This window comes from Mesoflavibacter sp. CH_XMU1404-2 (assembly GCF_037029465.1).
GTDB lineage: Bacteria > Bacteroidota > Bacteroidia > Flavobacteriales > Flavobacteriaceae > Mesoflavibacter.
This window is the reverse complement of the sequence record NZ_JAYMEM010000029.1, coordinates 164,914-186,165: the sequence shown is the minus strand read 5'-3', so window position 1 is coordinate 186,165 and position 21,252 is coordinate 164,914. Positions and strand designations below refer to the sequence as shown.

19 protein-coding genes are annotated in these 21,252 nt (G+C 31.3%); 11 read left to right on the top strand and 8 right to left on the bottom strand.

The window, feature by feature from the left end; genetic code table 11:
• Positions 1 to 46: 46 nt before the first annotated feature.
• The 4 genes from WA327_RS13355 (at position 47) to WA327_RS13340 (ending at position 5,048) form a co-directional block, all read left to right on the top strand.
• Entirely contained in the window at positions 47 to 1,558 is a 1,512-nt protein-coding gene (locus tag WA327_RS13355; RefSeq protein ID WP_336070525.1) for a hypothetical protein, read from the top strand.
• Positions 1,559 to 1,633: 75 nt separating this feature from the next.
• On the top strand, positions 1,634 to 3,973 hold the full coding sequence (locus WA327_RS13350; protein ID WP_336070523.1) for a UvrD-helicase domain-containing protein: 2,340 nt from the start codon (positions 1,634 to 1,636) through the stop codon (positions 3,971 to 3,973).
• A 108-nt stretch (positions 3,974 to 4,081) separates the two neighbouring features.
• Positions 4,082 to 4,702: an L-threonylcarbamoyladenylate synthase gene (locus WA327_RS13345; RefSeq protein ID WP_336070521.1), complete on the top strand. Its 621-nt coding sequence runs from the start codon at positions 4,082 to 4,084 to the stop codon at positions 4,700 to 4,702.
• A 1-nt stretch (position 4,703) separates the two neighbouring features.
• Positions 4,704 to 5,048 (top strand): VOC family protein, encoded by a 345-nt coding sequence (locus tag WA327_RS13340; RefSeq protein WP_336070519.1) that lies wholly within the window; start codon positions 4,704 to 4,706, stop codon positions 5,046 to 5,048.
• A gap of 396 nt (positions 5,049 to 5,444) precedes the next feature.
• On the opposite strand, the gene WA327_RS13335 is transcribed toward WA327_RS13340, so the two are convergent.
• The 3 genes from WA327_RS13335 to WA327_RS13325 all read right to left on the bottom strand — a co-directional run bounded on the left by WA327_RS13335 (position 5,445) and on the right by WA327_RS13325 (position 7,937).
• Positions 5,445 to 6,308, bottom strand: a complete 864-nt coding sequence (locus tag WA327_RS13335; protein WP_336070517.1) for an OmpA family protein — start codon at positions 6,306 to 6,308, stop codon at positions 5,445 to 5,447.
• 95 nt (positions 6,309 to 6,403) lie between these two features.
• Positions 6,404 to 7,393, bottom strand: coding sequence for a glycosyltransferase family 2 protein (locus WA327_RS13330; RefSeq protein ID WP_336070621.1), 990 nt, complete (start codon positions 7,391 to 7,393; stop codon positions 6,404 to 6,406).
• Between the two features lie 97 nt (positions 7,394 to 7,490).
• Entirely contained in the window at positions 7,491 to 7,937 is a 447-nt protein-coding gene (locus WA327_RS13325) for a type I restriction enzyme HsdR N-terminal domain-containing protein (RefSeq protein ID WP_336070516.1), read from the bottom strand.
• A 96-nt stretch (positions 7,938 to 8,033) separates the two neighbouring features.
• Between WA327_RS13325 and holA the strand changes: the two genes are divergently transcribed.
• The 3 genes from holA to WA327_RS13310 all read left to right on the top strand — a co-directional run bounded on the left by holA (position 8,034) and on the right by WA327_RS13310 (position 10,130).
• On the top strand, positions 8,034 to 9,038 hold the full coding sequence (holA, locus tag WA327_RS13320; RefSeq protein WP_336070514.1) for a DNA polymerase III subunit delta: 1,005 nt from the start codon (positions 8,034 to 8,036) through the stop codon (positions 9,036 to 9,038).
• Positions 9,038 to 9,403, top strand: coding sequence for a cupin domain-containing protein (locus WA327_RS13315; RefSeq protein ID WP_336070512.1), 366 nt, complete (start codon positions 9,038 to 9,040; stop codon positions 9,401 to 9,403). Before holA ends, WA327_RS13315 begins: the two co-directional genes overlap by 1 nt.
• Positions 9,404 to 9,569: 166 nt before the next feature.
• The gene (locus WA327_RS13310) at positions 9,570 to 10,130 is read left to right on the top strand and encodes a type 1 glutamine amidotransferase domain-containing protein (RefSeq protein WP_304145371.1); all 561 of its coding nucleotides are present in this window, start codon (positions 9,570 to 9,572) and stop codon (positions 10,128 to 10,130) included.
• Between the two features lie 49 nt (positions 10,131 to 10,179).
• On the opposite strand, the gene WA327_RS13305 is transcribed toward WA327_RS13310, so the two are convergent.
• The gene (locus WA327_RS13305) at positions 10,180 to 10,542 is read right to left on the bottom strand and encodes a helix-turn-helix domain-containing protein (RefSeq protein ID WP_336070509.1); all 363 of its coding nucleotides are present in this window, start codon (positions 10,540 to 10,542) and stop codon (positions 10,180 to 10,182) included.
• A 118-nt stretch (positions 10,543 to 10,660) separates the two neighbouring features.
• On the opposite strand from WA327_RS13305, the gene WA327_RS13300 reads away from it, so the two are divergent.
• The 3 genes from WA327_RS13300 to WA327_RS13290 all read left to right on the top strand — a co-directional run bounded on the left by WA327_RS13300 (position 10,661) and on the right by WA327_RS13290 (position 14,007).
• Positions 10,661 to 11,527, top strand: coding sequence for an SDR family oxidoreductase (locus tag WA327_RS13300; RefSeq protein ID WP_336070507.1), 867 nt, complete (start codon positions 10,661 to 10,663; stop codon positions 11,525 to 11,527).
• Between the two features lie 2 nt (positions 11,528 to 11,529).
• Positions 11,530 to 12,417, top strand: a complete 888-nt coding sequence (gene ygiD, locus WA327_RS13295; RefSeq protein ID WP_336070505.1) for a 4,5-DOPA dioxygenase extradiol — start codon at positions 11,530 to 11,532, stop codon at positions 12,415 to 12,417.
• 153 nt (positions 12,418 to 12,570) lie between these two features.
• A complete protein-coding gene (locus tag WA327_RS13290; protein WP_336070503.1) occupies positions 12,571 to 14,007 on the top strand; it encodes an amidohydrolase family protein in 1,437 nt (478 codons plus the stop codon).
• A 14-nt stretch (positions 14,008 to 14,021) separates the two neighbouring features.
• Here the strand turns inward: WA327_RS13290 and WA327_RS13285 are convergent, their stop codons facing one another.
• Positions 14,022 to 14,492, bottom strand: coding sequence for a hypothetical protein (locus WA327_RS13285; protein WP_336070502.1), 471 nt, complete (start codon positions 14,490 to 14,492; stop codon positions 14,022 to 14,024).
• Complete coding sequence (locus WA327_RS13280; protein WP_336070501.1) at positions 14,493 to 14,759, bottom strand: DUF202 domain-containing protein; 267 nt, start codon at positions 14,757 to 14,759, stop codon at positions 14,493 to 14,495.
• A gap of 145 nt (positions 14,760 to 14,904) precedes the next feature.
• Between WA327_RS13280 and WA327_RS13275 the strand changes: the two genes are divergently transcribed.
• On the top strand, positions 14,905 to 15,735 hold the full coding sequence (locus tag WA327_RS13275) for an alpha/beta hydrolase (protein ID WP_336070499.1): 831 nt from the start codon (positions 14,905 to 14,907) through the stop codon (positions 15,733 to 15,735).
• Between the two features lie 73 nt (positions 15,736 to 15,808).
• Here the strand turns inward: WA327_RS13275 and WA327_RS13270 are convergent, their stop codons facing one another.
• Positions 15,809 to 18,220 carry a thiamine pyrophosphate-dependent enzyme gene (locus tag WA327_RS13270; protein WP_336070497.1) on the bottom strand — a complete coding sequence of 804 codons (2,412 nt, stop codon included), beginning with the start codon at positions 18,218 to 18,220 and terminating at the stop codon, positions 15,809 to 15,811.
• Positions 18,221 to 18,406: 186 nt separating this feature from the next.
• A complete protein-coding gene (locus WA327_RS13265) occupies positions 18,407 to 21,172 on the bottom strand; it encodes a metalloprotease (RefSeq protein ID WP_336070496.1) in 2,766 nt (921 codons plus the stop codon).
• Positions 21,173 to 21,252 lie beyond the last annotated feature (80 nt).

The window sequence follows — 21,252 nt, the reverse complement described above, 5'->3', positions numbered from 1 at the left end:
TTAATATATGACCTTAAAAACCAAAAAAACCGTTCTGATAATAATTTTGTCATTAATCATGTTGATTATTGGCTATTTTATTGCTAAAAATATAATTCTTAATAAAGTTGAAAACTATGTGTCCAATCTACCAGAACACATTCAATTACAATATAAATCGATAGATTTAGACTTGTTAGGTGGCAATTTTAAAATAGAAGCACCTTTGTTGACTGTAAAAGGAAAAACTACCGAAAAAATAAACACGCAGTTAGAATTTAAAACACTATCTATTAAAGATTTTAGTTATTGGAATTATTGGAAAAACAATACAATTGATATTGAAAATTTAAAGTTAATAACTCCAAAACTAACTCACTTTTATAATAAAAAAGTGTCATCTAAAGATTTTAATACTCAAATAAAAAATCAGGTAAAATTTCCTGTTTATATTGATTCTTTTTCTGTAGAAAATGCTAATGTTGAAATTTTTGATTTTAATACTGAAGCTGTACTTTTTAAGTCAGAGCAATTAAATCTTTCTACCTCAAAAATTACTTTTAATGAAGAAACAGCTAAGGCAAAAATTCCTTTTAAGTTTGAAGACTTTAAACTGTCGACCAATCAAACCTTTTATGTATTAAACAATTTTGAAAATTTGACTGTAAATAACATTGAAATCAATAATAACAACTTAACGTTTTCCAACTTAAAAATCAAAACCAAGTATGACAAGCAAGAACTTTCAAAACATTTGAGAGTTGAGCGTGATTACTTTGATTTAAAGATTGAAGAAATTGCTATTAATGATTATCACGTAGGGTTTAAAAATGATAGTATTTTCAGTTTTAATAGCGAAAACATCTTAATAAAAAACCCAGATTTCAACATTTATAGAGACAAGTTGGTTGCAGATGATTTTTCAGTAAAACAAATGTATAGCAAGCAATTAAGAGATTTAAATTTCGATTTAAAAGTAAATAAAGTACTAATTGAAAACGCTTCAATTTTCTACGAAGAAAAGATGAAACAAAATAAGCCTGCAGGTCAATTAAAATTTACAAATCTAAATGCGGAAGTTACTTATTTAGGCAATGCGTTTGCAGATTCCGTTTCAACAACAATTGATATTTCGTCTACATTTATGGATAATTCTAATTTAAATGTTAATTGGAGTTTTGATATTAATAATCCTACAGATCAATTTATGTTTAAGGCAGATATTAGTTTGTTAAAAGCAAGTCAAATGAACCAATTTATGGAGCCAAATTTAAACATAAGATTAGATGGAGAACTGCTAAAAACTAACTTTACAATAGATGGAAATACTAATGTTTCAAATATTGATTTAAAAACTAGATATCAAAATTTTGATGTTACGGTTTTAAAAGAAAATGGTAAAGAAAAAAACAAGTTTTTATCAGGTTTGATTAACCTATTTGTATCAAAAGATAGTAATGATCAGTCTGATAATTTTAGAAAAGCTTCTGTGCAGAATGTAGAGCGAATTAAGCATAAATCAGTATTTAATTTTATTTGGATAAGTATTAGAGCAGGACTTAAAGAAGCAATGCTGTAATTGTTTATAATTATTGATAAAATCCTTTAGTAAAACCAAGAGGTATGGTTATTTTTACGCCTAAAATTAAAACTCTTGGAAAAGTACCTTTCACAACTTAACGACGCACAATTAGAGCCAACATTGCAGATAGACGGACCGATGATTATTATTGCTGGTGCAGGTTCGGGTAAAACACGTGTGCTTACTTACAGGATAGCACATTTAATGCATAAAGGCGTAGATTCTTTTAGTATTTTGGCATTAACCTTTACCAACAAAGCAGCTCGCGAAATGAAAGAGCGTATTGCACAAATTGTTGGAGAAAGCGAAGCTAAAAACCTTTGGATGGGTACATTTCACTCGGTTTTTGCACGTATTTTAAGAGTAGAAGGACATCATTTAGGTTTCCCGAGTAATTTTACTATTTATGATACACAAGATTCTCAAAAACTTTTAGGATCGATTATCAAAGAGATGAATTTAGATAAAGACCTATATAAAACCAAACAAGTTTATAGTCGAATTTCATCTTACAAAAACAGTTTAATCACTGTAAAAGCATACTTTAATAATCTAGAATTGATGGAAGCAGATGCTATGGCTAGGCGACCACAAATGGGTAATATCTATAAAGAATATGTAGATCGTTGTTTTAAAGCTGGAGCAATGGACTTTGATGATTTATTACTGCGTACAAACGAGCTTTTAACACGTTTCCCAACCGTTTTAGCAAAATATCAAGACAAGTTTAGATACATTTTGGTGGACGAGTATCAGGATACAAACCACAGTCAGTACTTGATTGTTCGCGCATTGGCAGATCGTTTTCAAAATATTTGTGTGGTAGGTGATGATGCGCAGAGTATTTATGCCTTTCGTGGTGCAAATATTAATAACATTCTTAATTTTCAGCGTGATTATGATAATGTAAAACTGTACCGATTAGAGCAAAATTACCGTTCTACAAAAAATATTGTTGGTGCAGCAAATTCAGTCATTGATCATAACCAAACCAAATTAGATAAAGTGGTTTGGACTGCTAATGAAGAAGGTCCTAAAGTAAAAATCCATCGTTCTTTAACCGATGGTGACGAAGGTCGTTATGTAGCAAGTACTATTTGGGAAACCAAAATGAACCAGCAACTTAACAATAGCGATTTTGCCATTTTATATCGTACCAATGCGCAATCTAGAGCAATGGAAGATGCGTTACGTAAACGAAATATTCCGTACAGAATTTATGGCGGATTAAGTTTCTATCAACGTAAAGAAATTAAAGACGTGTTGTCTTATTTACGCTTGATTTTAAACCCTTCAGATGAAGAAGCTTTAAAACGAATTATCAATTATCCAGGAAGAGGTATTGGTCAAACTACGATAGACCGTTTAGTTGTTGCAGCTAACAGTTTAAGCAAAACCATCTGGGAAATTTTAAAAGAAATTGACACGGTTCAAATCAACATAAATAACGGAACTAAAAACAAACTTCGTGATTTTGTAACTTTAATTGAAAGTTTTCAGGTGATGAATCAAACTGCGACTGCTTTTGAATTAGCAGAACATGTTGTGAAAGCTAGTGGTTTAATGCGTGAGTTTAATAAAGATGGGACTCCAGAAGGTGTTACAAGACTAGAAAACGTTGAAGAATTGCTAAACGGTGTTAAAGATTTTGTTGAAGGACAACAAGAAATTGCAGATGCCAAAGGTGATTTAGCTGAGTTTTTAGAAGACGTCGCTTTAGCAACCGATTTAGATAATGAAAATGGAGATGATGATGTTGTGGCATTAATGACCATTCACCTTGCAAAAGGACTAGAGTTTAACAACGTATTTGTGGTAGGTTTAGAAGAAGATTTATTCCCAAGTGCTATGAGTATGAATACGCGTAGCGAGTTGGAAGAGGAGCGAAGACTGTTTTACGTAGCCTTGACCAGAGCTGAAAAGCAAGCGTATTTAACCTATGCCTTATCACGTTACCGTTGGGGAAAATTAGTCGACTCAGAACCAAGCCGATTTATTGAAGAAATTGACGATCAGTTTGTAGAAAATATTACGCCACCAGAAGAAAGACGTATCAATCCAATGTTATCTGCAGATATTTTTGGAGATGTAGAGCCTAATAAAGTTAGGTTTAAAAAACCAATTCAGCCAAAGTTTAAAAAGAAAGAAAAGAAAGCACCAGAAAAGTTTACACCATCAACACCTAAAAACCTAAAAAAAGTAGATGCTTTAGGTAAAAATGATGTGCCAAGTACCAACTTGTTTGACGGTAATTTAGCAGTAGGTAATATTGTAAGTCATATGCGGTTTGGTAAAGGTGAAGTCTTAAAAATAGAAGGAAAAGGAAGTGATACCAAAGCAGAAATTAAATTTGAAGTAGCTGGTGTTAAAAAGCTGTTGTTACGTTTTGCAAAATTAGATGTAATAGGGTAACTTTAGTTCAAAGTTTGAAGTTCAAAGTTTGAAGAGTAACGTCACTTTGAGTGTTTTGTGAGGGACGAACAAAATGTATCGAGAAGTTTTAATTTAATAATAAAACAAATGGCAGATTTTATTAGAATATACGAAGAAAACCCAAATCCAAAAGCAATCAAGCAAGTGGTTGAGGTTTTAAAAAAAGGAGGTTTAGTCATTTACCCAACAGATACAGTTTACGGTTTAGGATGTGATATCACAAATACAAAAGCTTTAGAGCGTATTGCGCGTATAAAAGGTGTAAAATTAGACAAAGCAAACTTCTCATTTATTTGTCACGATTTAAGTAATTTATCCGATTATGTTAAGCAAATAGATACTAAGACATTCAAAATCCTAAAACGAGCTTTACCTGGTCCGTATACCTTTATTTTACCAGGATCTAAAACGTTGCCAGCTGCATTTAAAAAGAAAAAGGAAGTTGGTATACGTGTTCCAAATAATAACATTGCTTTAGATATAGTAAAAGCTTTAGGTAATCCAATTGTGTCTACGTCTATAAGAGATGAAGATGAAATTATAGAATATACCACAGATCCAGAATTAATTCATGAAAAATGGGATAATCTTGTAGATTTAGTTATTGATGGCGGATATGGAGATAATCATGCGTCAACCGTTATTGATTTATCACAAGACGAACCTTTAATTGTTAGAGAAGGAAAAGGAAGTTTAGAGATTTTTTAATATGCAACCAACCAACAACCACATTAACTACATTGAGTTAAAAGCAACCAATCTAGAAGCTACAAAAAGCTTTTACAGTAACTCATTTGGTTGGAAGTTTACAGATTATGGCGATAGTTACGTTGCTTTTGAAGCTAGTGGTTTGGATGGCGGATTTACAAAAACGGATCAACCAATTAGTAATGGTGTTTTGGTAGTGTTGTATCATAATAATTTAGAAGAAATCAAAGAAAAACTAATTCAATTAGGAGCAACAATTTCTGTAGATATATTTTCTTTTCCTGGCGGTAAACGTTTTCAGTTTTTAGATCCTTCGGGTAATGAACTAGCCATTTGGAGTGAGTGAATTTTGTCATTCAGAAGGCTATGTACTGAGCGAAGTCGAAGTGAGAAACGACTGAAGAATCTTTTAGATATAAGATTTTTTATAGATTCTTCGCTTTGCTCTGAATGACAAAAAAATTATTTTTACAATATGGTAAGGGGAATTTTCCTTGCGCCATGTCCTAAGGGATTGGCTATTATTGTCAATCCTTTAGCTTTTTATAAGCCTATAATTTGGCAGATTGGTGCGTTAAGGATTGAAAGGGTTGTCTGAGCTCATCTTTGATAGCGAGCCTTGAAAGCCTGACCTTTTGCGATCCTGCAAGATTTTTCAATCTTGTAGGTTTAAGTAAAAGGTAACGCCATAAAAAAAGCCCAACTTTACGTTGAGCTTCTTTCTATTTGTTTTTTCTGGATTTTAGTTACCTTCTTCTTCAGACATTGTTTTCATTTCTTCTTCAATCATGTTATAAAACTGATCAATTTTTGGTAAGATATAAATCTTTGTTCTTCTGTTTGTTGCTCTATTTTCAGCAGTATCATTAGGTACTAAAGGTAAATGATCACCACGTCCAGCTGCAATTAATTTTTCTGGTTTTACACCTAACTCTTGTAATGCTCTTACAATAGAAGTACTACGTTTTACACTTAAATCCCAGTTATCTAAAAGCACACCTTTTCTGTATGGTACATTGTCTGTATGTCCTTCTACCATAGCTTCAAAATTAGGCTTGCCGTTAATTACAGTAGCTACTTTACCTAAGATTTCTTTTGCACGATCGGTAATGTTGTAGCTTCCGCTTTTAAATAATAATTTATCTGATAAAGAGATAAATACTACGCTTTTTTCTACATTAATTTCAATGTCTTCATCATTAAGACCAACTTCTTTCTTCAAACTTGTCACTAAAGCTAATGTAACACTGTCTTTTTTAGTTAACGCGTCTTGTAATCTTGAGATTTTTAAATCTTTTTCTTTTAAGCTTTCTAAAGATTTTTCTAAGTTTTCTGCACCTTTTGTTGTTAAAACAGTCATGTCTTTAGTGCTTTGTATTAAAGCTTCGTTATTAGCTTTCATATCGGCTAAACGATCTTGTAACTCTTTAACTCTTGCTAACTCTGCAGCTTTATCTGCTAAACAAGAGTTTAGTTTTACAGTTGCAGTATTTAATAGGTCTTGTGTTTCTTTATGTTTTGCTTCTAATGCAGCGTATTCTTTTTTAGATACACATGAGCTTAGTAACAGTAGTGCACTTGCACTAAATAATATTAGTTTCTTCATAATTTATGGATTGAATAAAATTAAATTTATACACACCAAAAATATAAATATTTAAAATGTTAAAATTAGGTTTAACAAAACTTTTGCTAAAAGATTTAAAGTTTTGAAAAAGTAGATCTCTTTTTAATGAAATATTGATAAACTATAGATTTTATAGAGAAATATCCTGCTTGTTGGGTTAAGTTTTTACGTTGCCTTAAAAGTGTTTTTAATTTGCCATAAAATGAAAAATGAGCTTTTAAAACGGCTAAGAAATGATTAAACTTTAGTTGTAATAAGAATCTTAATCCGGCAATACCATCCAAAATTAATCTAACTAAGATTATCAAAAACAAATTTCCTTTAGCGTTTTTGGTTAAGGTAAATAAACTATTTCTAAAATTTAGATACGTTTTTTTAGGATTTGCTGCGCTTAACGTTGCACCGCCAACATGATACACAGTGCTTTCTGAAACATATTTTGTTTTGTAGTTTAAATTAAATGCACGCCAACATAGATCAATTTCTTCTTGATGGGCAAAAAAGCTTTCGTCAAAACCATTTAATTGTTTAAAAACTTCTTTTTTTATAAAAAAGCAGGCGCCAGATGCCCAAAAAATGTTTTTGTTTTGATATTGATTAGTGTCAACTTCTATAGTGTCAAAAATACGACCTCTACAAAAAGGATAACCATACTTGTCAATAAAACCACCAGCAGCGCCAGCATATTCAAATTTAGATTTGTCTTTATAATCTAAAATTTTTGGCTGAATGATTGCTGTTTCAGTTTCAGTGTTAAAAGTGTCAAGTATTGGGTCAAGCCAATTTGGTGTGACTTCAATGTCGCTGTTAAGAAGGCAAAAAAGGTCTTCGTCTACAAATTTTAAAGCATCATTATAACCTTTGGCATAACCACCATTGGTTTTATTTTCTATAATTTTTACTTCAGGAAACTGAGTTTTTACAAAATCAACAGAGTTGTCAGTAGATGCATTGTCTGCAACATAAATAGTTGCGCCTTTTGAATAATCAATAACAGAAGGTAAAAACTGCTCTAAAAGTGCTTTTCCGTTCCAATTTAATATGACTACTGCTATTTTCAATATTGATGATTTATTGGTGTGTTTATTTGTTTTTGTCATTCAGAACGAAGTGAAGAATCTCATTTAATGATGCTTCGACAAGCTCTGCATGACAACGTTATTAACTATTATATTCCGGAATATCCCTTAAAAATTGATAATGTTCAGCTTCAAAATCCATTTTGCAATAATAATGATTTATACCATTGGTAACCATTAAATAGTCGGCATTTAGCGTTAGGTTATAACGCGCAATTTGATCAAAAGTATCTTGGCTAATCTTAATTTTAGGCGCTTTACATTCAACAATTAGCTTAATGCTTCCATCGGTGTTAAAAACAACAATATCGTAACGTTTTTTTAAGTCGTTTACTTTCAGCTCCTTTTCAACGTTAATTAAAGATATTGGATAATTTTTGACTTCAATTAAATAATGAACGCAATGCTGTCTTACCCATTCTTCAGGTTGTAAAACGATAAATTTTTTACGTATCACATCAAAGATAGATACTTTATTTTCGCTATTTTTGAAACGAAACGAAAACTTTGGAAAATTGAGGTCTAGCATTAACGCTGTTTAATTTATTTCAAAGTTAAGGTACAATAATAAAAAAGCAAATTCCATGTCATTTTTTTGGAATTTTAAACTTGCAATTTTAAGCTTGTGGACGACGTCAAACAACTGGTAACCGACATTAAAAACGGAAATATCAAACCCATTTATCTGTTAATGGGTGAAGAGCCTTATTACATTGATAAAATTTCAGAATTTATTGAAGAAACCATTCTTACAGAAGAAGAACGAGGTTTTAATCAAATGATTTTGTACGGTCGTGATGTAGCAGTAGAAGATATTGTTAGCAATGCTAAGCGTTTTCCTATGATGGCAGAACGCCAAGTAGTTATTGTAAAAGAAGCGCAAGATTTATCACGTACGTTTGATAAGTTAGATGAATATGCAAAAAATCCGCAACCATCAACCGTTTTGGTACTTTGTTATAAATACAAAACAGTAGATAAACGTAAAGCAGTGTATAAGGCGATAAAAAAATCTGGTGTTGTTTTTGAGAGTAAAAAATTATACGACAACCAAGTACCAGATTGGATTAAACGTGTCTTATCACCTAAAGGCTACACGATTACACCAAAAGCATCTCAGCTTTTAGTAGAATTTTTAGGTACAGATTTAGGTAAAATTAATAACGAACTTGAAAAACTTCAAATCGTTTTACCACAAAACACACAAATTACACCAGAGCATATTGAAGAAAATATTGGTATAAGTAAAGATTACAATAATTTTGAGCTTAGAAAAGCAATAGGCGCAAGAGACAGCGTAAAGGCATTTAAAATTGTACAATACTTTGCAGATAACCCAAAGGATAACCCAATGGTAGTTACGGTTGCATTACTATTTAATTTCTTTTCTCAGTTATTGCAATTACATGGTATGAATGATAAAAATCCGCGAAGTGTTGCAAGTGCTTTACGTGTTAATCCATATTTTGTAAACGAATATTTGGATGCTGCAAGAAACTTCCCGATGCGAAAAGTAAGTCAAGTGGTTGCTCTACTTAGAGAGTTTGATGTAAAAAGCAAAGGTGTAAATAGTAATGCGGTACCACAAGGTGATTTACTAAAAGAACTATTAGTTAAGATTTTAAATTAATGAAATACCTTATTTCAATAGTATTAATTTTTTCATTGTTTTCTTGTAAAACAACACAAACACTTCCAGATCCTTTAGAAGCTGGTTGGAACGGTAAAAAAGTATGCGAAGTTTTGCAAGACACTAAACAACAACGCATATTAAAATGTACATTTCCGCCAGGTGTTGGACATCAAAAGCATTATCACAATCCGCACTTTGGCTATACTCTAAACGGTGGTACATTTAAAATTACAGATACTTCAGGAACAAAAACTATTAGCGTACCAACGGGCACAACGTGGAGTAAAGATAAAATCACACAACATGAAGTATTAAATGTTGGTGATAGCACTTCGGTTTACTTGATTATTGAGCCTAAATAATTCAGTCTTTTTAACGTTTTATAGTTGTTTTTAACACAACACATTCATTCTTTAACACTTGATATTAAAGTATGGTTAAACCCTTTTTGATTTTCGTCTTTAGCATTCATTTTTAGTAACTTAGATGAAACGAAAAAGAAATATTAATCACAAAAAACAATCAAAAATGGAAAATTTAGATAGAAAGAAAGTTGCGATTTTAGCAACCAATGGATTTGAAGAAAGCGAATTAAAAGAACCAATGAATGCTTTAAAAGAAGCAGGAGCAGACGTTCATATTGTTTCTGAGAAATCAGGAAAGATTAAAGGATGGGAAGACGGTAACTGGAGTAACGAATATGACGTAGATAAAACTATCAGTGAAGCATCGCAAGAAACTTATGATGCGTTAATACTGCCAGGAGGCGTTATGAATCCTGATACATTAAGAAGAAACGAAGATGCAGTACGTTTTGTAAAATCATTTTTTGCTAACAAGAAGCCTGTAGGAGCAATTTGCCACGCACCATCAATCTTAGCAGAAGCAGATGTTTTACAAGGACGAAAAATTACATCATACGATTCTATTAAAAGAGATTTAGTAAATGCAGGAGCAAAATGGGAAGACAGCGAAGTAGTTGTAGACGAAGGATTGGTGACAAGTCGTAACCCAAACGATTTACCAGCATTTAAGAGTAAATTAATCGAAGAAGTTTACGAAGGTAAACATCAAATGCAAACTGCATAATACTCAAATATCTTTTAATAAAAAAAGCGAACTTAAAGTTCGCTTTTTTTTATGCTTTAGATAAAGTTTCTGTTCTGTGGGCAATGCCCCAATCTACCATAGCGTCTAAAACTTTTAAGATATCTTCTCCAGATTTTGTTAAAGAATACTCGATTAAAATAGGAGTAGAGTCGTAGACAGTACGTTTAACAACACCGTTCAATTCGAGATCTTTTAATTCTTTAGATAACATTCTTGGTGTTATTTTTTCAATGTTTTCTTGTATGTCTTTAAATCTTGATTTTCCGTAAAGTAAAGAAGCTATTATTGGTAATTTCCATTTTCCGCTTAATACATTTAAAGTATCATTAATCGCTAAAACAAATTGTCTTGGACAAGCTTTAACTGTTGAGATGTCTTTTATTTCGCTCATTTTTAGTTATTTAAAATTTAACTATACTTAACTATACTAATATTTTATAAGTATTAAGTATACTTTATATAGTAAAAGTATTAATTTTGTTTCAAATAATAATTAAAAACACAAAAAAATGATATTAGTTACAGGAGCAACCGGAGAATATGGTACACATGCAATAAACTCTTTATTAGAAAAAGGTGTAGAGCCATCAAATATTTCAGCTTTAGTTAGATCTGAAGAAAAAGGTAAAGCTTTAAAAGAAAAAGGATTAAACATTAAAATAGGAGATTATAATGATTACAATAGTTTAGTTGAAGCTTTTAAAGGCGTTGATAAATTATTGTTTGTATCTGGTAGCGAAATTGGTACTAGAGAAGCACAACATAAAAATGTTGTTAATGCAGCAAAAGAAGCAGGAGTAGACTTTATTGCTTACACTTCTTTTATAAGAAATGTAGATGCTAAAGATTCTGCAATTGAATTTTTACAAGACACACATCAAAAAACAGAGCAATGGATAAAAGATAGTGGTATAGATTATGCTATTTTACAAAACGGTTTATACTTAGATATTTTACCAATGTTTTTAGGTGAAAATGTTCTTGAAGATGGTATTTTACTACCTGCAGAAGATGGTAAATCAAACTCAGTGTTAAGAGCAGAGTTAGCAGAAGCTGCAGCTCATGTATTAACTACAAGTGGACATAAAAATCAAACCTATCCATTAGTAAATAATGAAGCAGTGACCTATCAAGAGGTTGCAAATCAATTATCAAGTATTAAAGGTGAAACCGTAAATTATACATCACCAAAACCAGATACTTATCAAATTATTTTAAAAGAAAATAATGTACCAGAAGAGTATATTGGTATGTTAACATCTTTTTCTGTAGCACAAGCTAAAGGAGAATTACAACTAGAAAATAATACTTTAGAGCAATTTTTAGGAAGAAAACCTAAAACAGCTCAACAATTTATTTCAGAAATTTATAGTTAACTATGAATCGTAAAGATTTTATAATAAATTTAGGCTTAACAAGTGCAGCAATACCTATGGTTACTTCTTTAAATTCTTTAGAAAAATTATCTAGTACGTTTAAATCTACAAAACGAATGCCTGTCTTTTTTTTAGGACACGGTTCGCCTATGAACGGAATTGAAGACAATCAATTTGTTCAAGGATTTAAAAAACAAGGTGAATTATTAGAAAAACCAAACGCAATTGTTGTTATTTCGGCACATTGGGAAACAAAAGGAACAAAAGTGACTGCAATGGAGTTTCCAAAGACCATTCATGACTTTGGAGGTTTTCCTAAAGAACTTTACGAAGTACAATATCCTGCTCCAGGACATCCAGAATTGGCTAAGGAGATTTCTACCATAGTACAACCTGAAGATACAGTACATTTGGATCATCAATGGGGATTAGATCATGGTGCTTGGACAGTAGTTAAACATATGTTTCCTAAAGCAGATGTGCCTGTTATACAGTTAAGTTTAGATTACACACTAAACGGACAACAGCATTTTGATTTAGCACAACAGTTAAACCGATTAAGAGATAAAGGAGTTTTAATTGTAGGTAGTGGTAATATGGTGCATAATTTAAGACGAATAGAGTGGTCAAAAATTAACGATAATTATGGTTACGATTGGGCAATAGAAGCTAACACAAAAATGAAAGAATGGATTTTAAGTAGTAACCATAAACAGTTAATAGATTATAAAAATCAAACACAAGCATTTAATCTAGCAATACCAACACCAGAGCATTATTTACCATTAATTTATGTAATGGCTATGGCAGACAATAAAGATGAAAAACTACTATTTAACGATCAATATTTAGGAGGATCTTTATCTATGACCAGCGTTAAATTTGGATAGATTTAATTTTAATTTTTAGTATTAAAAAAGCAAGCTGTTTTAGCTTGCTTTTTTTATTTCAAATCAATTGAAGATAATAACTATATTTGCACTTTAAAACTTAGTATTTTAGTTTTAAATCGCTAATAATCAATCATCAAAAAAATCATCTTCATGAAAATTCTAAAAAAAATCTTTAAGGTTATTTTAGCCTTAATCTTACTATTAGTTCTAGCGCTTTTAATTATTGTAGCTGTAGATTATAACAATACAAGTTATTTAAAAGTGAAAAACAATCAGACTGCAAAAAACAACTCGTACATCATAAAAAACGTAAATATTATCCCAATGCATATAGATACTGTTTTGACTAATAAAATGGTATATGTAAAAGAAGGTGTAATCCAACAAATAGCAGATCATATAAAAATTGAAAACATAGAAGTTTTTGATGGACAACAAAAGTATTTGTCGCCAGGTTTAATAGATATGCACGTTCATGTTTGGGATAAATATGAACTTGGACTGTATCTTTCTAACGGTGTAACTTCGGTTAGGAATGTTTGGGGAATGCCAATGCATCTAAGGTTTAAAGAGTTAATAAATAATGACGAAATTTTAGCACCTAATTTTTACACAACGGGACCAAAATTAACAGGACCAGAATTTATTGGTGACGATAACTTAAACTTGATATCACCAGAGCAAGCCAAAGAAAACATAAAACGTTACAAAGAAAAAGGGTATAATTTTATAAAAACTTACTACGGGTTACCTAAAGATATTTTTGATGCAGTTTTAGAACAAACACAAGCATTAGATATGGATATTGTAGCTCATCCATCACAAAAAGTGCCTTACAGTTATCATTTTAATCCGCAGATTAAGTCTATTGAACATGCAGAAGATATTGTACAACAACCTTTAGAATATACTTTAGACACGGTAAAGTTAAAAGCGGTTATTAGTAATTTTTCAAATCATCAAAACACGCACTTTTGTCCAACATTAACCGTTTACAATAACATTTATCAAATGATTATTGATGATCAAATTTTATCTTCAGAAGAACTAGCTTATATGAATCCTTTACTGAAAGAAGTAGATAGTAAAGCGCAGTTTGATAGATGGCAAAATACTAAATTAAGAGATGAAAATATTGAAATTACTATCAAGAATCAACATGATTTTCATTTAAAAATTATAAAAGAACTTAATGAAGCTGGTGGCGTAATTATTAGTGGTACTGATGCAGGAATTGGCGTGACCTTACCAGGGTTTTCCTTACACAAAGAATTAGCTTTTTATAAAGAGGCAGGATTGTCAAATTACGAGGTTTTAAAAACAGCTACAATAAATGCTTCAAAAACACACAAAATAATGAATGATTTAGGAAGTATTGAAGTTGGTAAAACAGCAAACTTTATACTTACTGAAGATAATCCGTTATCAGACTTGTCAACGCTACAAAAACCAAGTTTTGTCTTTATTAGAGGACGAAAATTAGATAGAGAACAACTTAACGACTTTGACCAAAAAGCAAAAAATCGAAGTAATTTAATAGCTACAGGTTTACGTTACGCAGAAAATATGTTTGTTGAAATGCAGTAAATTTTATAGATAAACTATAAATCTTCTAACTCTAAATTGTAATCATACTGTAAGTCTTCATGTAGGTTTTTTACTTTCTTTTTAATTGCTATAATATTTCTGTCGTAAAGATTGGTTAAGGTCGTGTTTCTGGATATTGAAGGTTTCATTGCTTTTAATTTCTTACAGAAATACAAAAGAAGTTCGACTTCGGTTTCTTTATTAAGAGAATAACGGATGTATTTTTTAGTATTGCGTAAAATTTTGCGAACACTTTTCTTTATATAAAAAAAGCTGTTGGTGTTAATTTGCTCAAATTGTTCGTCAATTTCAGCTTTTATAGTTTCAATATAACCAGATTCGTAGTCGGCTTCAAAAAGTAAGTAGGTAAGTAGTTCTTTATTTTCTTTTTTAAACCTTGATAATCGCAGACAAAGCTCGGCTAATTCTTCGTTAGATTTATTTTTTAACTCTTTACGTATATTGGCAACAGTAGCAGATTTCATCTATATTTTGTAGTGTTTTCTAATCGTATTTTTAACTCTAAAGAGTCTAAAAATACCAATTAATAAAATGACAGGAGCAATAGCAATCAAAACAACTCCGAAGGTTTTTAAGTCTTCAAAAAGTTCAATTTTTAAAATAGTTATACCAGTACCTAAAATGACTAAAAAGGTTCTAAAATAGGCTAAAAAAGTCCTTTCGTTAGCTAGTTTAGTACGTTCAATAGCTAGCCAATCTCTTGTTATTAAGTCTTTTTTAGGTGTGCTCATGGTTTGAAAATTTAGCTTAAAGGTATTAAAATATTATCACTCTGTTTGTTTATTATTTAACACAATAGAAGAATAGTTTATCACTAGTTTAACATCAAAACGCGCTTTAATACTTAACTTTAAGTAAACCAATTAAATTTTAATTATGCCTTTTATTACAAATGAAAATACAGAAGAAATAGTAGATATTTTTTATGAAGATTATGGCGAAGGACAACCAGTTATTTTAATTCATGGTTGGCCACTAAGCAGAAAATCTTGGGAGCATCAAGTTTGGAAGATTGTAGAAGCTGGTTACCGTTGTATATCTTATGATAGACGTGGATTTGGGATTAGTTCTTTCCCATGGAATGGGTACGATTACTCATCTTTAGCAAGCGATTTAAATGAAATTATCACTCAATTAGAATTAGAAAATGCCATTATTGTTGGTTTTTCTATGGGTGGAGGAGAAGTTGTTAGATATTGCACCGATTACGGAACAGATAATATTGAAAAAGCGGCATTAATAAGTAGTATAATTCCTTTAGTAAAACAAAAAGGCGATAATCCTTCTGGAGTACCAGAAAAAGACTTGTTAGGCATTAAGGATGCTTTAGAAAATGACCGTGTTGGATTTTTAAAAGAATTCTCTAAAGGGTTTTACAACTACGAAGAAAATAAAGATAGAATTAGTCAAGCTCAATTAGATTATGACTTTATTGTAGCCTCTCATGCATCGCCACGCGGTACAATTGAAGCGGCTAAAGCTTGGATGCACACCGATTTTAGAGACGAATTAAAAAATGTAGACGTGCCAACGTTAATCATTCATGGAGATGCAGACAATACCGTGCCTATTGAAACGTCATCAAAACAAGCTGCTGAAGGAATAGTAAACAATACATTTCATATTATTAAAGGTGCGCCTCATGGTTTAAATATCACACACAAAGAAGAATTAAATAATCTATTAATTAAATTTTTAGAGCAATAGAATTTGATAAAATACAATAAAAAAGCGCATCTAATTTAGATGCGCTTTTTTTTTAATTAAAACTTAAAATTATTTATCTCAATTTAGGAAAATCGGATGGATTAGCTTCGTGTATTACAGCATAAACAGCTTCAAAAACATCTTCTATAGATGGTTTTGAAAAATAATCTCCATCTGTTCCATAAGCAGGTCTATGCGGTTGCGCAGCTAATGTTTTTGGTACGCTATCTAAATATTTAAAAGCGCCTTGTTTATTAATAATTTCATCTAAAATGTATGCTGAAGCTCCGCCAGGCATATCTTCATCAATAACCATTAAACGGTTTGTTTTTGCTACACTTTTTACTATATCATGATTTAAATCGAAAGGTAATAACGATTGTACATCAATAATTTCTGCGTCTATACCGACTTCTAATAATTCTTTAGCTGCTTGCTCTACAATTCTAAGCGTAGAACCGTAAGAAACTAATGTAATGTCAGTACCTTCTTTTACAGTTTCAACAACACCAATAGGTGTTTTAAATTTACCTATATTATTTGGTATAGGTTCTTTTAAACGATATCCATTAAGACATTCTACAATCAATGCAGGTTCATCACTTTCTAATAATGTATTGTAAAAACCAGCTGCTTTAGTCATATTTCTTGGGACTAAAACATGAATACCTCTAACAAGGTTTAAAATACCACCCATTTGTGATCCAGAATGCCAAATACCTTCTAATCTGTGTCCGCGAGTACGTACGATTAATGGTGCTTTTTGTGTTGATTTTGTACGGTAACGCACTGTTGCTAAATCGTCACTAATAATTTGTAGCGCGTACATTAAGTAATCTAAATACTGAATTTCAGCAATAGGACGCAAGCCACGCATTGCCATACCAATACCTTGACCAACAATGGTTGCTTCTCTAATACCGGCATCTGCCACACGTAATTTGCCATACTTTTCTTGTAAGCCTTCCAAACCTTGGTTAACGTCTCCAATATTACCAGAGTCTTCACCAAAAACTAAAGTCTCTGGATACTTACTAAAAATAGCATCAAAATTATCACGTATCACTACACGACCATCAACTTGTTCTGGTCTTTCATCGTATGTTGGTTTTACTTCCTTAACGTGAATTGCAGCTGTTTCTGTTTCGTTTAAAAGGTCTGAGCTGTATTTTGGTTGAATTTCTGCAAAATAGTTTTCAATCCAAGTTACTAATTGATTTTTAGCTTGGCTTTCTTCAGAAATCACATAACGTAAAGCTTTTCTAGCTGTAGAAATGACGTCTTTACGGTTAGGTTCTTTAATATCTTTAAGCTCGTTAGCAAGTTTTTCAATAAATACTTTATTAGCGCTAGTTGCTGCTAATTGAGTTAGTAATGAAATAATTTCTGACTTTTCTTTAAGAATTGGTTTTAAGTAGCTTGTCCAAGCTGCTTTTTTACCATCTCTTACTTGTTTTTTAATGTCTTTTTCAAGAGTTTCAAGCTCGTCTTCTGTAGCAATGTTGTGTGCAATCATCCATTCACGCATTTTTACGTTACAATCGTGCTCTCTTTCCCAAGTTAAACGGTCTTGAGATTTGTAACGTTCATGAGATCCTGAGGTTGAGTGACCTTGAGGTTGCGTTAATTCTAATACATGAATTAAAACAGGCACGTGTTCTTCTCTGGCAATTTTACCTGCCATTTCGTAAGTTTCGATTAGGTTAACATAATCCCAACCTTTTACGCGTAAAATTTCGTATCCTTTATTGTCTTTATCACGTTGAAATCCCTTTAAGATTTCAGAAATATTTTCTTTAGTTGTTTGGTGTTTTGCGTGTACAGAAATACCGTATTCGTCATCCCAAACGCTAATAACCATAGGGACTTGTAAAACACCAGCAGCATTGATGGTTTCAAAAAATAAACCTTCACTTGTACTTGCGTTACCTATGGTTCCCCAAGCAACTTCGTTTCCTTTGTTAGAAAATTTTGCAGCGTCAATACCGTCTACATTTCTATAGATTTTAGACGCTTGTGCTAGACCTAATAATCTAGGCATTTGTCCCGCAGTAGGAGAGATGTCTGAGCTTGAGTTTTTCTGTTTTGTAAGATCTTTCCAGTTTCCGTTTTCGTCTAAACTATGCGTGGTAAAATGTCCGCCCATTTGTCGTCCAGCACTCATAGGTTCTTCTTTTAGGTCTGTATTGGCATACAAACCAGCAAAAAACTGCTCAATATTAAGCTCATCAATAGCCATCATAAACGTTTGGTCACGGTAGTAACCAGAACGAAAATCTCCGTTTTTAAAAGCTTTGGCTAATGCTAGTTGAGGTACTTCTTTACCATCACCAAAAATTCCAAATTTTGCTTTACCCGTTAACACTTCTCTACGACCAAGTAAACTACATTCTCTACTAGTTACAGCTACTTTGTAATCGTTAAGGACTTCAGCTTTAAAGTCTTCAAAAGAAAGGTCTTTTTTTGTGTTAGTTTTTGTTTGCATATTATAGGAATAAGTTACGTGCAAAAATACGTATTAAATCTGATTTTTGCAATGTGTGATTATCTTAAAATAATACGAAAAATTAAATTAAATAAACAATTTTTTGTTAATTTCTTATTATTTAAGAAAAATATCAAATTTGGTTAAGAATTTTTTAATAATCAAAAACTTAAAATAACAGAGTTTTTAATACCATCTTCTTGTAAATAAGCCTAGTAAAGTTTGAGGTGAAAGTGTGACGATAAAACGTATTTTTTGATCGTAGTTTGGTTGACCAATTTCCCAACCTAAATTAGAATATACTGGTAAATAAATTTCAAAATAATCTTCAACAAGATTTAGTCGAATACCTGAATCGTAAACAAATTTAGGACTAAAATTTTGACTTTTTATAACACCTACATCACCATATGCCATGATGTATCTCCAAATTGTAGCACTTGTGTTTACTGTTGTAATCCATTGATTGGTATAAGGTTGTTCTAATTTAGATTTAAAACCACCTTCTGCAATGATTAATTGCTGACTTAATAACCCTTGTTCCTCACTACGTCCTAAATAATCATAATCAAATAGATAATCTGTTGGTCTGTCTAAAGCAAAGCTGAAAAAATCTGAATCTTGATAGGTATTGTTATACAAGAAAATACCAGAGAATACTCTTAAATTAAATTGGTTGTTTTTTTCGGTTAGTGTTCTAAATTCTAATGTAGTAGAGGCTTTTCCGAAATCTTTTGAAAGTTGTAAATCTACATTCCAGTATTTTGAATCTTTTAGATTTCTGTCATTGATACCATATCTGGCATTAAATACGCCGTATTTTGGCTCTCCTTCAGTTTCAAATTCGCCAGTAGGATCAATTTCACGGTCAATGCTTACGTATCTAAAATTAAGAAACTCTCTTTTGTTGTCTCTAAGATTTTTATGATTTCTAAAAGTAAAATCTATATAAGGTGTAAAACTAGTGTAAGATAGGTTTGGTGCATAATTATAGTAATTACCAGAAATACCATAACGTGTTCTAAAGTTATTAGAGTTTTCTGGTCTTGCAGAATAAGAAACCGATGCACTACCAACTAATTGCTTACTTTTTATACCAAATTTTGGACTTAATTTGTAGTTTAATCTTTTACTCAGCAATGTTTTATTATACAGTTTTAATCCAGGTGAAAGTCCGTCATAAAAGTTATACTCAAACTCAGGCATAAAAAATACTTGGCTGTAATTTGGATCTTCTATGTCTTTAAACAATCTAAATTGTAAAGGCTTATTGGTTAAGAAAAATCCATTAAGTTTTTTAAAGTTATTACGCTGGTTAAACTCTGGTACGATATTGTCATAGTTTAAAGCCAATTGATCAGCTTCGGTTTTTTCTACTTTTATTTTTTTTGTGCCTTTAAATCCTTCAATCCATTGTTTAGAAATTACCGTGTCATTTTTTAGCTTAAAAAGTGCAATTGGCATTGTGTTGTCACGAATGTTTTTTATTGTAATTTCTAAAGAATCTTCAGTTTTTTTAACTCTTTTAATACGATAATCTATTTTTTTACTTGTAGATACATAGTCTTCAAAAAACCAATCTAAATTTTTGTCGGTTTTATTTCTAATGAAATTCTCAAAATCTGTAGCTGAAACAGGTTTCATTTTACTAGTTTTTACAAACTCAGACAGACTGTTTTCAATGGTTTTGTTTCCTATATAATCATCTAAATAGTTAAGTCCAACAGCAGCTTTATATTTATTAGATATGTTTTTATTAAACTTAAGTAAGCTGTCTTTTGGCATATCTAACGGTTGATCCAAATTAGTACGTGCCATGTGCATATATAAAAATGGATATTGGTCATTAAACTCTAAATCTGAAGCATGAAAAGAACGTACGCCCCAAATATTAGCTAGTTTACCAAGTATTTTTTGATTAGGATAGTTTTCTTCTACATATTTCATTAAATAGTAAATCTGAATACCATCCAATACCCATTGGTCTTTTCTTGGGTTAATTAGTAAGGTGTTTTCTAAATAGCTTCGTAGAGCTGTTTTTAAGATTTTAAGTTCGTATTGAAACGTATCATCAAACGGTCTTATAAAATCAGGTAATAGGTTAAGACCGTAAATAGGGTCTTTTTTATAATCTATCCACGTTAACAACATTTTATCATGCGGATAGTCGCCTAAATTTGTATTTATAAATTGAGTAACTCTATCTGTAACTATAGCGACTTCGGTTGGATCTAAATCTTCTGTATCAATATTAGATTTGATGTCGAAAAAGTCTGTTTCTATCGTTTTGTAATCATTGTTTTTTACTAAAGAAAACTTGGTTGTTAAAACATCTTTTCCTTGTAAAACAGTAGTAACATTTTCTCCTCTTGTGATGTTTTCTATAGTATTTAACTCAGAAATAGGAGTAAAGGATTTAGGATAGGTTACCGTTAAATTAACATCAGATTTTGGTAAGTATAAATCGTCTAAATCCTTATTGCTATAGTAATGCCAAGTCCCATCAAAAATAGCAGGAGTTATATACCAAAACCGTAAGTTATATTGACCATCATCGGTTACACCGTAACGAGTAAACTTGTTATTTGGGATTTGTACAATGTAATTTAAAGTTAAATTATAACTGCTTTTAGGTTGTAAAGGCTTTTTTAATGCAACTTTAATGATGTCTATATGCTTTTTGTCTAAACGGTCAAAAAACAAAGAAGTATTGTCCTGACTTATTTTTGTAATAGCCGTATAACCACGATCTTCATTTTTTGCAAAGTGAAAAACAGTTTTAAACTCGTCTGCAAAACGCTCGGCTAAAGGAGATGTTTTTGAAGAATAACTATGACTCCAATCGTTAAGGTAAATAGTATCTAAAACCTTGTTAGAATTGTTGTAATAAGTGATGTTTTGAGTGATTGCAATACTGTGATTGCTGGTGTCAAAAACAGCATTGATATCCATTTTATTTTGGCTTAACGCCGAAATGGAAAGCAAGCAAAATACAATGAAAGTGTAGTTAAATTTCAATTTTCTTTTTATAG

Bases quoted from the DNA above. Each gene is read 5' to 3' on its own strand.
- WA327_RS13280 (WP_336070501.1), bottom strand. From the start codon at position 14,759: ATGAGCACACCTAAAAAAGACTTAATAACAAGAGATTGGCTAGCTATT.
- WA327_RS13305 (WP_336070509.1), bottom strand. From the start codon at position 10,542: ATGAGCGAAATAAAAGACATCTCAACAGTTAAAGCTTGTCCAAGACAA.
- WA327_RS13315 (WP_336070512.1), top strand. From the start codon at position 9,038: ATGAAATACCTTATTTCAATAGTATTAATTTTTTCATTGTTTTCTTGT.
- WA327_RS13325 (WP_336070516.1), bottom strand. From the start codon at position 7,937: ATGCTAGACCTCAATTTTCCAAAGTTTTCGTTTCGTTTCAAAAATAGC.
- ygiD (WP_336070505.1), top strand. From the start codon at position 11,530: ATGAATCGTAAAGATTTTATAATAAATTTAGGCTTAACAAGTGCAGCA.
- WA327_RS13270 (WP_336070497.1), bottom strand. From the start codon at position 18,220: ATGCAAACAAAAACTAACACAAAAAAAGACCTTTCTTTTGAAGACTTT.
- WA327_RS13340 (WP_336070519.1), top strand. From the start codon at position 4,704: ATGCAACCAACCAACAACCACATTAACTACATTGAGTTAAAAGCAACC.
- WA327_RS13335 (WP_336070517.1), bottom strand. From the start codon at position 6,308: ATGAAGAAACTAATATTATTTAGTGCAAGTGCACTACTGTTACTAAGC.
- WA327_RS13310 (WP_304145371.1), top strand. From the start codon at position 9,570: ATGGAAAATTTAGATAGAAAGAAAGTTGCGATTTTAGCAACCAATGGA.
- WA327_RS13275 (WP_336070499.1), top strand. From the start codon at position 14,905: ATGCCTTTTATTACAAATGAAAATACAGAAGAAATAGTAGATATTTTT.
- WA327_RS13345 (WP_336070521.1), top strand. From the start codon at position 4,082: ATGGCAGATTTTATTAGAATATACGAAGAAAACCCAAATCCAAAAGCA.
- WA327_RS13300 (WP_336070507.1), top strand. From the start codon at position 10,661: ATGATATTAGTTACAGGAGCAACCGGAGAATATGGTACACATGCAATA.
- WA327_RS13265 (WP_336070496.1), bottom strand. From the start codon at position 21,172: ATGGATATCAATGCTGTTTTTGACACCAGCAATCACAGTATTGCAATC.
- WA327_RS13290 (WP_336070503.1), top strand. From the start codon at position 12,571: ATGAAAATTCTAAAAAAAATCTTTAAGGTTATTTTAGCCTTAATCTTA.
- WA327_RS13285 (WP_336070502.1), bottom strand. From the start codon at position 14,492: ATGAAATCTGCTACTGTTGCCAATATACGTAAAGAGTTAAAAAATAAA.